Below are 13,227 nucleotides of genomic sequence, written 5' to 3' on the forward strand. Positions count from 1 at the left end.
ACATTGGAATAATAACATGATTTCAAATGAGGTACGCGCTTTGCGGTAAGCAAGGCTGCTGCTGTTCCTGCACAGGTTCAGAAGCGGAAAGGAAGTGTACGGTTATGCATGTGGAAGTAAGGGGTTTAAACAAGCATTTCGGTAATTTTCATGCGGTTAAGGACGTATCCTTTGATATTCAAGCGGGTCATCTGATTGGTTTACTCGGTCCGAGCGGTGGCGGTAAAACGTCCATTCTTCGGATTTTGGCGGGTCTGGAGCAACCGGATGCGGGAGAAATTCATTTTCACGGAAAAAGGGTAAACGAGCTGGCCCCGCAGGAACGCGGAATCGGATTTGTATTTCAAAACTATGCTTTGTTCAAGCACATGAGCGTGTATGACAATATTGCCTTTGGTCTAAAAGTGAAAAAAAGCTCCAAGGCCCGCATCAAGGAACGTGTCACAGAGCTGGTCGAGCTGACAGGACTCAAAGGCTTCGAGCATCGTTATCCGCATCAGTTATCTGGTGGACAACGGCAGCGGGTTGCTTTTGCACGCGCCTTGGCACCGGAGCCTCAATTACTGCTGCTGGATGAGCCTTTTGCAGCCATTGACGCCAAGATTCGCCAGGAGCTGCGTACCTGGCTGCGGGAGTTGATTGAGCGAGTGGGGATCACTTCGATTTTCGTCACGCATGATCAGGATGAGGCTATTGAAGTAGCCGATGAAATTATGGTGATTAATCAGGGACGGCTGGAGCAGAAGGGAACACCTTGGGATATTTATAAAAAGCCGGGGACGCCGTTCGTAGCTTCCTTTATTGGGGAATCGACGGTGATCGAGCAGGCGGGCCGTCTCAAAGGCTTTGAGACGGCTGCTGGAACGGGAGCACGTGCCTTGATCCGTCCGGAGTATATTGATGTCGGGCCAAGCGAGGAGTTTGCGCTTTTGTCAGCGACCGAGGAAGGCATTGTGAAGCATTTGCATTTTCGGGGGAGTGAATGGATGGTTGAAGTACAGGTCGGGGATCATCGACTCATGACCTACCGTTCGCTGGAGAAGTCCACGCTGGAGCCTGGTCAGCAGGTGCGCGTACTAGTGCATCGGGCTTATCTGTATAACGACCAGTCCAGTTGGATGGTGGAAAACCGTCTCAAGAAAGATCCAATGCCCATTATGATTTAAAATTATAACGCGATCATACATGAGGGGATGTCCGGCCTGTATTCAGGGTTTTGGGGCATGCTCCTTTTGGCGTTGGGCGCTGGAAGGATTTACGCAGATATGATGTGTTCGTTATAATAGTAGTAAAAACACCCAGATAGATAGGAGTTAAACCATGAATCGGCTTATTTTTCTTGGCACGGGGGATGCGATGGGTGTTCCGCGTGTGTATTGTGATTGTCTCGTATGTACGGAGGCCCGCACGACAGGGGCAAATGTGAGGCTGAGGTCGTCTGTGCTGATCGAAAGCGAGACGGAGGACTTTATGATTGATTGCGGCCCGGACTGGCGCAAGCAGATGGAAATACGCGGGCTTCGCTTCATCGGTACGATCCTCGTGACGCACGCACATTTTGACCATATTGGAGGACTGCCGGAATGGGCAGATGCCTGTCGCTGGACCGGGAACAGAGGTCGTTTGTACGCTCCACAGGAGGTGATCGACACGATCCTGCGTCAATTTTCTTGGCTTCCGGGGCATATTGACCTTATCCCTGTCGATCAGGGGGCCTTGCTTGGAGGGTGGAATATCCGGGGATGGCGTGTGAATCACGGGAAGAACGGTTATGCTTACGCTTATCGACTGGAAAAAGACGACTTCTCGTGGGCCTACTGCTCGGATTCGATTGGGCTAAATGATGCGGAAATCCTGCCCCTGCACAATCTGGATTTGCTCGTGCTGGGAACGAGCTTTTATCATGAGGAGGCCGAATATGCAACCCGCTCGGTATATGACATGCTGGAGGCTCAGGAGCTTATAGGGAGACTCCAGCCTAACCGCACGGTATTTACACATATGTCTCATGATGTGGATGCCACACGCAACTACGGGCTTCTGGAAGGGATCAGCCTGGCACGGACCGGAATGAGCCTGCCATTGGAATAATGCTGTCCCTTACATCGTCCGGCTGATGCGGAGAAGGGTCGCGATGCCTTCTTTGATTTGCAGCTCGTTGGCATACGAATAGGACAATCTCACATGCGTTTTGCCTTCCTCGCCAATCGGATCGAATACATTACCTGGTACGAAGGTGACCGACTCCTGTACGCATTTGGCGAGCAGTTCATTAGGTTTCAACGTAGAAGGCAACTGGAGCCACAGACTGAGGCCGCCTGCCGGGCTGGTCCATGTCCAGCCGGAATCGCGGAGGCTGTCTTCCATCGTTTCCTTACGGATCTGGAGCGCTATACATAGCTTTTTGAGATGCTGCTGCATGCGTGGAGATTGAAAGTATTGCAGGAACAGCTTCTGATTCAGCAGTGGCGAGCCGTTATCTACCAGCGCTTTGACATTCAGCAGGCTGTTCATGAGCTGTGGTCGGCAGGTCACGGCTGCGATTCGCAGACCTGGCGCGACATATTTGCTATAGCTGCGAATGTAGACGACGCTTCCCGAAATATCATAAGCGAAAATAGGTAACGGCGGCTTTTGTCCAAAACTGATGTCATAGGTACTGTCGTCCTCGACAATAAGGCAGCCGTAGCGCTCCGCCAGCTCGGGCAGACGTTTGCGCTGTTCATCGGGTACCGTGAAGCCAGTCGGGTTATGAAACGTTGGATTGATATAGAACACACGTGGCTTTTCTGTCTTCATACACCATTCAATGTGTTCCATATCATAGCCTTCCGGTCGGATATCGGTCATGGTCAGGCGCGCACCTTGTCTGCGGAATATTTCCATAGCAGGGCCATAGGCGGGACGCTCGGTCAATACGCGGTCTCCTGTCCGGATCAGAGAACGGGAAATCAGGTCGATGGCCTGCTGTGCTCCGGAAGTAATCAGTACTTCGTCTGGTGACAATGCAAAATGCTTATCAACGCTAAAATGCTGCGCCATCGCATCCCGAAGCTCGGAATCGCCCTGTACAGAGGAATAAGTGGCCGCTACTTTCGGATGCTTTTCAAATACCTGCATCATCAGCTCACCCCAATATCGGTTGGGCAGGAGAGACGGGTCAATCAGCGCCTTGGAAAACTGAAAATTCGCATTCACCGATTGAACGCGGCTAAGTCCATCCATTCCCCTCCAGGCTGAAACAGACGGATCATCTGCCGCATGGGCGGATTCGGAGTGAAACGTAAGGTCAATGGATGAATGCCCCGAGTAGCCAGCATATTTCGCATGGCCGGTCGCTGGGGAAGCATGAACGTAATATCCTGATTTGTCCTTTACATAAACCAGCCCCCGTTGCTTCAACTCCTGATAGGCCCGGAAAACGGTTAGCCTATGTACACCCAACTCCTGAGCCAGGCTTCGTACGGATGGCAGCTTCGTGTCTGCTTGCCAATCCCCGCGATCAATCCGCACAGTCACATAATGGATGACCTGCTCATACAGCTTTAAGGCATGATCGGCTGGAAAAAGTAATTCGCTGTTGTTCTTGCCCACGCTGTCCACGCTCCTTTTGTGTGTATTTTACTATAAAACATTTCAAAACCGTCTACAACTGTTCTGTGAGTACACATCTGTTCTGTTCGTCTCCCTGTATGCTTGAAAGCAACTGAAGGGAGAGGGACGTATCATGGTTGGTATCGCGTTTACGATAATGTGTCTTATTTTTGGTACAACATTTTTGGCTATAAAAGTGGGGGTAGAAGCGGGACTTCCGCCGTTTTTGTCGGCAGGCGTACGTTTTTTCGCGGCAGGGGCTATATTGTTTATCGCCATGAAGCTGATGGGAAAAGTTCGCTGGTCGTTATTATGGCGTAAGGAAATGGTACTCATTGGAGCGGGAACGACCTTTGGTACGTTTTCGGCCTTGTATTGGGCAGAGCAATATGTCAGCTCGGGCATCGGAGCCATTTTGTCAGCCACGGGGCCGATGATGATCGTCATTTTGCAATCCATGCTGCTAAGGCAAAAAACGTCGCGGATTACAGTCATTGGCTGCATGATCAGCTTTCTTGGCGTGGTGCTGGTGGTGCTGCCCGGATTGGCGGTTCAGATCAGCGGCCTGTGGCTGGCGGGATGCCTTGTCATTTTGCTAGGGGAGCTGTGTTATTCCGGGGGCGCTCTTTATTCCAAGCGGGTGATGGATGTATTTCGCGAAACGAACCCGATTGCTCTGAATGCGGCGCAAATGCTCCATGGAGGATGGATGCTGCTGGTACTGTCTGCGATTACGGAGCCGTGGAGTTCTGAGGGGTGGCAGTACCTTCCTGCCATGGGCTCCTTATTGTATCTGATTTTGTTTGGCTCGATGATTGCACATACACTGTTTTACTGGCTCATGGAGCGTACAAATCCTCTTTTCCCGACGACGTGGTTGTATATTTCACCGCCGATTGCGGTGGGATTGGGAGCCTTGGTGTACGGAGAGCATGTAAGCTGGTGGATGCTGGCGGGGGTGCTGCTCATTGTGACCGGATTAATGCTTATGAACAATGGAATGATCCGTCTGGTGAACAGGCGAAAGGTGCGTTCTGCTGCCTGATATTTTGAAGTCGTATTTAGGTATTCTATGATAGGACAGAAAAAACCTCCAAGCTGCCGCGTGTTATTGAACATGCGACGTTTGGAGGTTTTGTTGTGTTGCTATTTCATGAGCACAAATTATTCAGCATTCAGCACGAATTTGTCAATGGCGTGCTTAACGCCGTCTTCGTTATTGCTGCTAGTGATGTAATCAGCCAGCTTTTTCAAATCCGGAATAGCATTCTCCATCGCTATGCCGAGACCCGCACATTCGAGCATTTCGTGATCATTCCAAGAGTCGCCGATTGCAATCGTTTCGGACAGATCACAGCCGTAATGGTTAGCAAGGAACGTAAGAGCGTGACCCTTGGTGCCTTCATGATGCATGATTTCCAGAAAATGAGGCTTGGATTTGGTAATATGCACTTCATTACCAAGCAGCTCGCGCAGTTCTGGAATTAATTTGTCCAGCACTTCCGGCTCGTCAATAATCAGCATTTTAGGTGTAGGCAGTTCTATCAATTTGCTGAATAAAGGCTCTACAAAATATTCCGTACTGTTTAGCGCGGTGTAATCTTTGATTTTCTGATTATCTTCACGTGTGTACAATTTGTCATCTATATACGTTTGCAGATGCAGATTACGTTCCACGCAGAATTCATACAAGCGACGTGCAGCCACGAGTGGAACATAACGCTCATACAGCACGTTTTCGTCCAGCAGATTTTTAATCAAGGCACCTTGGTACGTAATGATCGGAACGTTCAAGCCCGTTTGGCGGGCAAGTTGTTTGGCAGATGCATAAGCACGTCCTGTTGCAAGTGTAACCACGACACCTTTGGCTACAGCAGCTTCAAGCGCCAGTTGCGTTGCAGGAGTAACTTCTTTCTGATCGTTAATGAGTGTATCATCGATATCAATGGCAATTAATTTATACATATCGGTATTCTCTCCTTTATCTCAATCATGGGGCAATGTCCAAATTGTATCTTATAATATTCAAAATGACAATATCACAATGAAAAGGGGATGACTCCTTTAAGAGCCTGTCCCCTTATAACCACTGAAGAATTGGATTGAATCAATGGGGAAAAGTGGATGTTAGTCTTCCAAAAATACGAGTCCGACAAAATCGTCCAATTCAATATTGCCGAAATAATGCTTCAAATCAAGAGAGGACAAGGCTTGACGAACCTCACCTTCATCGTAGCGTTTGCCGCGCAGGATATTTTCAATATCAGCGACGTCACCCACACCGAAGAAATCACCGTAGATTTTAATATCACGGATGTGGCCTTCCTTGAGATCCATGCGGATATCAATAATGCCAACCGGAAATTTACGTGTGTGCTTGATATTGCTTTCAGGCGATTGACCATAGTTCCAGTCCCACGATTGGTAGCGTTCAGCGGAAATTTCATGGATTTTGGCCCAGTCGGCATCGGTTAGCTTATATTGGGGTACCTGGTCCAGCTCTGCACCGAATATGTAACGCAGTAGCTCCTCGCGGAATTGCTCAATGGTCATCTCACGGTCCATCAGCTCGCTGATGTTAGCGACGCGACTGCGGACCGATTTAGTACTTTTGGATTTAAACTTTTCGGGATTGGCATGCAGTGATGAAGCCACATTGTCCAGATTCAGGTTAAACATCAATGTACCGTGGCTGAACATGCGTCCGCGCGTGGCAAATTGGGCGTTCCCTGAAATTTTGCGCTCACCGACCTGAAGATCATTGCGTCCGGTCATTTCGGCTTCCACACCCATTTGGCGCAGGGCGTCGATGACAGGCTGCGTGAATTTGAGGAAATTATGAAAGGACTCCCCGTTATCCTTGGTAATGAAGCTGAAATTTAAATTACCGAGGTCATGATATACAGCCCCGCCGCCAGACAGGCGACGAACGACTTGAATGTTGTTGTCTCTGACAAACTCGGCGTTGATTTCTTCAATGGTATTTTGATGCTTGCCTATAATAATAGAAGGCTGATTAATGTAAAACAGCAGATAGCTGTCGTCCAGCTGAAGATGCTTGAGTGCGTACTCCTCAATGGCAAGATTAATGGCTGGATCGTGTATGCCCTGGTTGTCGATGAACAGCATGTCCATTCCTCCATATATATAAACTGTGTAGTTTTAGGTGTACCTCCTTCTATTGTAACCCAAGTGAGCGATGTACACAAAAGCTCATTTGCATTGACGGGACGCGAAAAGCAGCCCCATAATGGAGCTAAATGATTCGGAACGGCCGGAAAGGATGATAGGCAATGATAGAGGTTTACGGTCACGGCGGGGACAGGGAGACGGCTGCGGCGACATTCGGCGGGGCGGCTGCGGATTTTGTGGATTTTAGCGCAAATATTAATCCGCTGGGTCCGCCACCGGAGGTGCTTGAGGTGCTGCAAAGTGCGTTGGACACTGTGGTTCGCTATCCAGATCCCGGGCACCGGAATTTTAAAAATATGCTGGCGCGGCGACTGCATGTTCCACCAGAGTCGCTGAGTATCGGAAACGGCGCGGCTGAGAGCATGGCGTTGCTGCTACTGGGACTGGCTCCCAAGCGTGTGGGTACGGTGGAGCCATGCTTTTCGGAATATGCAGAGCTGGCTGGTAAATTCGGAGCCGAGGTAAGCCGGGTGTACGGCAAGGCCTCGCTTCAATGGAAGGCGGACGTGGAAGACATACTTCAGCTCATGGAGCAGGTGGATGTTCTGTTTCTCGGTCAGCCGAATAATCCGAACGGTGTGCAATACGGCGATCAGGAGCTGCGCGAGCTGGCAGAGGCGGCGGGGAAAACGGACACCGTGCTGGTGGTGGATGAAGCGTTTATTGATTTTATCCCGCTGGAGCGGCAAATTTCACTGCTGCCTGTGCTGGATCGGTATCCTCATGTGATTTTAATCCGGTCGATGACGAAATTTTATGCCATTCCGGGCTTGCGCTTGGGCTACGCGGTTGCTCATCCAGACTACATCCGGCGAATGACGGCCAAGCAGGTGACCTGGAGCGTGAACGGACTGGCGTTGCTGGCCGGAGAGGCGTGTTTGCGAAGCGGTGGGGCGTACGAGCGTCGTACGCAGGAGCTGATTGCTACGGAGCGTAGCCGTCTGCTGACCGCTTTGGCGGAATGGGGCTGCGGTGTCATCCCCGGTGAAGCGAATTACGTGCTGGCACGGGCGCCGGGGACGTGGAGCGCATCGGCCATTCAACAGGCGCTTGGACAGCGCGGGATTCTGATACGGAGCTGTGCCATGTACCCGGGGCTGACGACGAGCCATTTTCGAATTGCGGTCAAGGACGCGGAAGCCAACGGCATGCTGCTGTCGGTATTGGGCGAAGTGCTGGAGGAGGAACGGCGGCGTGACAGTTAGCTTGATGATGATGGCTGCATATCTTCTGGACAGGCTGATCGGTGATCCGAGGTGGTTGCCACATCCGGTCATCGGCATGGGACATGCCATTTCTGCCTTGGAAAAGGCGATTCGCCGCCGTGTTCACAGTGACCGTGGTTTGAAACGCGCTGGCTTGCTGCTGCCACTGATTGTGGTGGGCGGCTCCTTCGTGTTTGGCTGGGCGTTACTGTGCTTGCTTGCCTGGATTCATCCGTGGCTGTCTATCGGCGCGGAAATGGTGCTGATCGCCACCACGATTGCTTCCAAAGGACTAAAGGACGCCGGAATGGCGGTGTATCGCGAATTGAAGGCGGGTGACCTGCCTGCGGCACGCCGGGAGCTGGGGATGATCGTCGGGCGGGATACGCAGCAGCTTGATGAGCCTGAGATTGTACGCGGTACCGTCGAAACGGTGGCTGAAAACATCGTGGACGCGATTATTTCCCCGCTTTTTTATGCCCTGATCGGGGGAGCACCCTTAGCTCTGGCTTATCGTGCCGTGAATACCCTCGATTCCATGGTTGGCTACAAAAATGAAAAGTATCTGCATTTGGGCTGGGCCTCGGCACGTCTGGATGATGTGGCTAATTACATCCCAGCACGCCTGACAGCCGGGATGCTGGTAGTAGCGGCGTGGATTTATCGGTATGATGCCAGACATAGCTGGCGTACGGTTAGGCGAGATGCGCGGCTGCATCCCAGTCCGAACAGTGGCTTTCCAGAATCAGCAGTTGCGGGTGCGTTGGGGATTCGCCTCGGGGGCTATAATGTATATCATGGCGTACGCTCTCTCCGTGCATATATGGGAGAGCTGGTGCGACCGATGGAGCCGGAGGATATCCGACATACGATTCGGCTGATGTTTGCCGTGTCCAGTATGTTCGTGGGATTGTGTCTGTTCGTGTCCGCCGGATGTTATGCACTGGGGTGGACGCAGTGATGAAGCGTGACGCACCGAACACCAGCAATAGAGCAGGAAGTGATGTGACCTTGAAGCATGATTTTACAGAACACCCGCCATGGGATGTGGAGCTTGTGCTGGTACGTCACGGCACAACCTTATGGAACAGGGAACGTCGATACCTGGGGCACTCTGATCTGGGCTTGCTGCCAGGAGCAGAGCAGGAATTAGAGCCTTTGCGGGAACAATTACAGACACATTCCTTTGCCCGAATCTATTGTAGTGACTTGATACGTTGTCGTCAGACCTTGCAGATCATTTTGCCAGAATCGGAACTGAAACCAGATAATATGTCTGCTTGGTCTGTCATCATGGAACCACGTCTGAGAGAGCTTCATTTTGGGGAATGGGATGGAAAAACGTATGATATGCTCAAAGATGTGGCATTGTACCGCGCGTGGATTGATGAGCCGCAACGGGTTACGCCGCCGGGTGGAGAGCCCTGGAAAGACTTTGTGAACCGCCTTGGTGAATTTCTAGACTCTTTGTATGAGTGGCGTACAATGATGGAGCTTCAGAAAACAGGTTTGTCTGATGCTCCACCTTCCGTTCTGATTGTTACGCATGGTGGAGTGATTCGTCAGTTGGCTTGTATGCTGGTATCGGGTCATGATTTTTGGAGCCTGAATCCGAAGCCGGGAGGGGCCATTAGGATTCGGTTGAGTTTGGCACAAAAGCCATTTGCATATTTAACCGCCACCTGTTCTACAGCATCACATCCAGATTTGGCTACAGGGCACAAGTTCACCGGATGGCTGGTGGATCAGAACTGACTGCGTATATACTTCTCATGATCACAGACATAGGGCAGGTAAACAGGCGGTTTGGGTTGTAAGCCAGTCTTTTTTAACCTATAATCATCAAGTAAAAGAACGGCTTGACCAACACTACATCAAATATCCAGCAGACGAGGTCGGTGCAGTGGTATGAAACCCTCGGATTCATATCGGTGCGCTGTTAAAAGGGAAGTCGGTGTGAATCCGGCGCGGTCCCGCCACTGTAAATGGAAAAATGCCAGTCCGCTCTGGTTTATGTGCCACAAAGCATATGAAGGAGCAACAGGCTGTCGCATATTTCTGTAAGTCAGGATACCTGCCCGTCCGCCTGTCACCATAGTCCTTCGAGGAAAGGATGACGTGTTCGCAGTGACTGTCCATGCGGAAGAAACTGCCGCCTGCGTACGATCTGCGCTAACGTGACCCCTGTGTCCTTATCTGAGGATGCAGGGGTTTTTTGAAAGGAAAAGAAGGCTGGATTTAGAGATATCGGATGATGTTCAAGTGACGCTTTTAAAAGAATTTATATGGAGGGGTGCAAATCATGGCAGGGAATAAAATAAAGGTCTGGACTACAGGCTTATTGGCTCTGGTCTTGGCGGTTGTGCTGAGTGCATGTGGAGCTAACGGAAAGAACGCTGAAAATAAAGGGGATCAAGCCTCACAGCAACCGGGACAGACGGCAACCGCTCAGGAGCCTCCGGGCAAAACGGTCTACCCGCTGATCATTAAGGATGCGACCGGACAGGAATTTACGTTCAAAAAAGCGCCGGACAAAATCGTTTCTGTCTCCCCGGCTGAAACCGAGGCGCTGTTCGCCATCGGACTGGATAAGGAAATTGTCGGTGTATCGGACTATTCCGATTACCCGGAAGCAGCTACGAAGAAGCCCAAAGTGGGCGGCATTATGAAGCCGAATGAAGAGGCGATCATTGCTGCGAATCCAGAAGTCGTTTTTGCAGGGATATCACTCAGTGAGCAGGCGACAACCAAGCTGCGTGACCTGGGAATTATGATTTTTAAAACCGAGCCGAAAACGGTTGAAGATGTCATGGCTAACATCGAACTATATGGGAAAATTACCGATCATCAGAAAGAAGCAAGAGCGGTAACCGACAAGATGAGAGCCGATGTAACGGAAGTGAAAAACGGTGTTAAAAATATCGGTAAAGGGCAAAAGCTGAGAGTCTACGTCGAATTTTCACCCGGCTGGACGGTCGGCAAGGACGAGTTTATGGACGAGCTGATTTCTTTGGCGGGCGGCGAAAATGTGGCAGCAACGCAAAAGGGCTGGTACCAGATCAGTGAGGAAAATATTATTGCGGCTAATCCAGACGTCATTTTATACAGCAAGAATGTCAAGGACGACAAAACAGGCCAAACACTCGGCGATATCATCAAAGCCCGTAGTGGATGGGATCAAATATCGGCTGTTCGTCTCAACCGGGTGTTTGCCGTGGATGATAATCTGATTAGTCGTCCGGGTCCGCGCGTAACGGAAGGTCTCAAGGCAGTGGCCAAGGGCGTGTATCCTGAAATTTTCAAATGAATCGTAGGCTGATTGGCTTTGGAGGGGCAGGTCTTGCCTTATTGCTGCTGACGCTGCTGCTCTGTCTCGGTATCGGCTCGGCCAAGCTTCCCGTCAGCCAAATTGCGGGTATTCTGGTCAACCATCTGCCGTGGTTAGGTGAGACGGTTACACCGGATTGGAATCCATCTACAGAGCAGATTATTTTGAAGGTCAGACTGCCGCGTGTGTTACTGGGTATGCTGGTAGGCGCAGCGCTTGCGCTGGCGGGAGCCGGATTTCAGGGTGTGCTACGCAATCCGCTGGCTGATCCTTACACGCTGGGGGTATCCTCGGGGGCTTCGGTAGGGGCAGCGGTACTGATTTATTGGGGGCTTCAATTTTCGTTTGTAGGCGTATGGACACTGCCGCTGGTGGCGTTTACGACCGGAATGCTGACGTTGTGGATGGTGCTGACGCTGGCGAGGGAAGGCGGCAAAATTCCGACGCAAAGCCTTATTTTATCGGGCGTGGTGATGCAATCTTTTCTGGGTGCGGTTGTTTCTTTTCTGACAGCCATGTCGAAGGAGACGGTTAATGAAATATTGTACTGGACCATGGGGAGCCTTAGTCTGCGCGGCTGGTCGTATACAGGCATCCTTTTGCCTTATGTGGTCATTGGGCTGGTGTTTCTGTGGAACCGGGCACGAGTGCTGAACATTCTGGCCTTGGGTGAACGTCAGGCGGCTCATATGGGGGTTCATGTCGATGCAACGAAGCTATCTGTTCTGATCATATCCACGCTGCTGACAGCCACGGCTGTCTCGGTATGCGGAGTGATTGGCTTTGTGGGACTCGTTGTACCGCATATTATCCGTCTGGTGACGGGCCCCGACTATCGGATGATTGTTCCGTTATCCGCATTGGGCGGGGCTATTTTTATGGCTTGGGCCGATACTGCGGCGCGTACATTGCTGGCTCCGACGGAAATTCCCCTTGGTGTCATGACCGCCTTTGTTGGCGCACCGTTCTTCGCATATCTCCTGTACCGGAACAAGAAGTTGCGCAGGGGGGGATTGCTGTGAAAGATGCAAATGAACCACAGGAGACGCGGGTCCGAGCGTTAGAGATTGCCAGTCTGACTCGTGATTTTGGGGAATTCCATGCGTTGAAAAATATAAGCTGGAGCGTGGATGAAGGAGATTGGTGGGGCATCATCGGCCCGAACGGGAGTGGAAAATCGACGCTGCTGCATTTACTTTCCGGTGTGGATCACCCGACTTCGGGCAACGTTCTTGTATATGGTAAAAGGGTCAGCAGCTATGGCAGAAAAGAGCTTTCCCGTCTTGTAGCTGTACTCCAGCAGGAGGGGCTCCCCCCGGTGGGTTACACGGTAAGGGAAGTCGTGGAAATGGGACGCTTTCCCCATCAGGACTGGTTTGGTAGAGAAAAGGTGGGTAAGGAAAAAGGGATGGACCCGGGAATCATTACGGATCGTGTGCTGGAGAGGCTGGATCTTACCGACTTGTCGGACAGGTCGTTAGACCGTTTGAGCGGGGGACAGCGGCAGCGCGTGGCTTTGGCGAAGGTGATGGTGCAGGAGCCACAGATTTTGCTGCTGGATGAGCCTACAACCTATCTGGATTTACGCTATCAGCTTGAATTTATGGAGCTGCTGGCGGAATGGCGGCGGGAAACAGGTGTGACGATTATATCTGTTCTGCATGATCTCAATTTGACTGCCCAGTTTTGTGATGATTTGCTTGTGCTCAAGGACGGGATGGTTGAAGGGTTAGGAGCTTCGTCAGAGCTGCTAACAGAGGAACGAATTCGCCATGTGTACGGTGTTGAGCCTGTGATGCTGCCTCACCCGGATAGTGGTGTGCCGCAGCTTTTACTGCGAAGACGTGCAAGGGATGTATCTGGTCAGGGTGAACGACTTGATTGAGTCAAGTGCTGAAGCAACAGAAT

Annotated in this window: 12 protein-coding genes and 1 riboswitch; of the genes, 9 read left to right on the forward strand and 3 right to left on the reverse strand. The window is 51.2% G+C overall.

The genetic code is table 11. The features are described 5' to 3' along the window. The first annotated feature begins 104 nt into the window (after window positions 1-104). Together ACIFQM_RS08670 and ACIFQM_RS08675 are read left to right on the forward strand one after the other, a co-directional pair. The gene (locus tag ACIFQM_RS08670) at window positions 105-1,166 is read left to right on the forward strand and encodes a sulfate/molybdate ABC transporter ATP-binding protein (RefSeq protein ID WP_430065282.1); all 1,062 of its coding nucleotides are present in this window, start codon (window positions 105-107) and stop codon (window positions 1,164-1,166) included. A gap of 154 nt (window positions 1,167-1,320) precedes the next feature. Continuing rightward, window positions 1,321-2,091 (forward strand): MBL fold metallo-hydrolase, encoded by a 771-nt coding sequence (locus ACIFQM_RS08675; protein ID WP_430039704.1) that lies wholly within the window; start codon window positions 1,321-1,323, stop codon window positions 2,089-2,091. A 9-nt stretch (window positions 2,092-2,100) separates the two neighbouring features. Here ACIFQM_RS08675 and ACIFQM_RS08680 read toward each other — a convergent pair whose 3' ends face one another. After that, window positions 2,101-3,594, reverse strand: a complete 1,494-nt coding sequence (locus ACIFQM_RS08680; RefSeq protein WP_430039702.1) for a PLP-dependent aminotransferase family protein — start codon at window positions 3,592-3,594, stop codon at window positions 2,101-2,103. A 133-nt stretch (window positions 3,595-3,727) separates the two neighbouring features. On the opposite strand from ACIFQM_RS08680, the gene ACIFQM_RS08685 reads away from it, so the two are divergent. Then, window positions 3,728-4,639: a DMT family transporter gene (locus tag ACIFQM_RS08685; protein WP_430039699.1), complete on the forward strand. Its 912-nt coding sequence runs from the start codon at window positions 3,728-3,730 to the stop codon at window positions 4,637-4,639. Between the two features lie 119 nt (window positions 4,640-4,758). Here the strand turns inward: ACIFQM_RS08685 and ACIFQM_RS08690 are convergent, their stop codons facing one another. Together ACIFQM_RS08690 and ACIFQM_RS08695 are read right to left on the reverse strand one after the other, a co-directional pair. Continuing rightward, window positions 4,759-5,559, reverse strand: coding sequence for a Cof-type HAD-IIB family hydrolase (locus ACIFQM_RS08690; protein ID WP_430065284.1), 801 nt, complete (start codon window positions 5,557-5,559; stop codon window positions 4,759-4,761). A 162-nt stretch (window positions 5,560-5,721) separates the two neighbouring features. Next, window positions 5,722-6,723, reverse strand: coding sequence for a lipoate--protein ligase (locus ACIFQM_RS08695; protein WP_430039693.1), 1,002 nt, complete (start codon window positions 6,721-6,723; stop codon window positions 5,722-5,724). Between the two features lie 164 nt (window positions 6,724-6,887). Here ACIFQM_RS08695 and cobD point away from each other — a divergent pair, with 164 nt between their 5' ends. From cobD to ACIFQM_RS08725, 6 genes are all read left to right on the forward strand, one after another. Further along, on the forward strand, window positions 6,888-7,991 hold the full coding sequence (gene cobD, locus ACIFQM_RS08700) for a threonine-phosphate decarboxylase CobD (protein ID WP_430039691.1): 1,104 nt from the start codon (window positions 6,888-6,890) through the stop codon (window positions 7,989-7,991). Beyond that, window positions 7,981-8,952, forward strand: a complete 972-nt coding sequence (cbiB, locus tag ACIFQM_RS08705) for an adenosylcobinamide-phosphate synthase CbiB (protein WP_430039688.1) — start codon at window positions 7,981-7,983, stop codon at window positions 8,950-8,952. The genes cobD and cbiB overlap by 11 nt, the downstream gene beginning before the upstream one ends. Continuing rightward, a complete protein-coding gene (locus ACIFQM_RS08710; protein ID WP_430065287.1) occupies window positions 8,952-9,746 on the forward strand; it encodes a histidine phosphatase family protein in 795 nt (264 codons plus the stop codon). The genes cbiB and ACIFQM_RS08710 overlap by 1 nt, the downstream gene beginning before the upstream one ends. Window positions 9,747-9,869: 123 nt before the next feature. Beyond that, a riboswitch (cobalamin riboswitch) is annotated at window positions 9,870-10,087 on the forward strand. A gap of 206 nt (window positions 10,088-10,293) precedes the next feature. Then, complete coding sequence (locus tag ACIFQM_RS08715; RefSeq protein ID WP_430065289.1) at window positions 10,294-11,298, forward strand: ABC transporter substrate-binding protein; 1,005 nt, start codon at window positions 10,294-10,296, stop codon at window positions 11,296-11,298. Beyond that, a complete protein-coding gene (locus tag ACIFQM_RS08720; protein WP_430065291.1) occupies window positions 11,295-12,341 on the forward strand; it encodes a FecCD family ABC transporter permease in 1,047 nt (348 codons plus the stop codon). The genes ACIFQM_RS08715 and ACIFQM_RS08720 overlap by 4 nt, the downstream gene beginning before the upstream one ends. Further along, window positions 12,338-13,204 (forward strand): ABC transporter ATP-binding protein, encoded by an 867-nt coding sequence (locus ACIFQM_RS08725; protein WP_430039676.1) that lies wholly within the window; start codon window positions 12,338-12,340, stop codon window positions 13,202-13,204. Before ACIFQM_RS08720 ends, ACIFQM_RS08725 begins: the two co-directional genes overlap by 4 nt. Window positions 13,205-13,227 lie beyond the last annotated feature (23 nt).

It is taken from the genome of Paenibacillus sp. NRS-1782 (assembly GCF_050467685.1).
GTDB lineage: Bacteria > Bacillota > Bacilli > Paenibacillales > Paenibacillaceae > Paenibacillus > Paenibacillus terrae_A.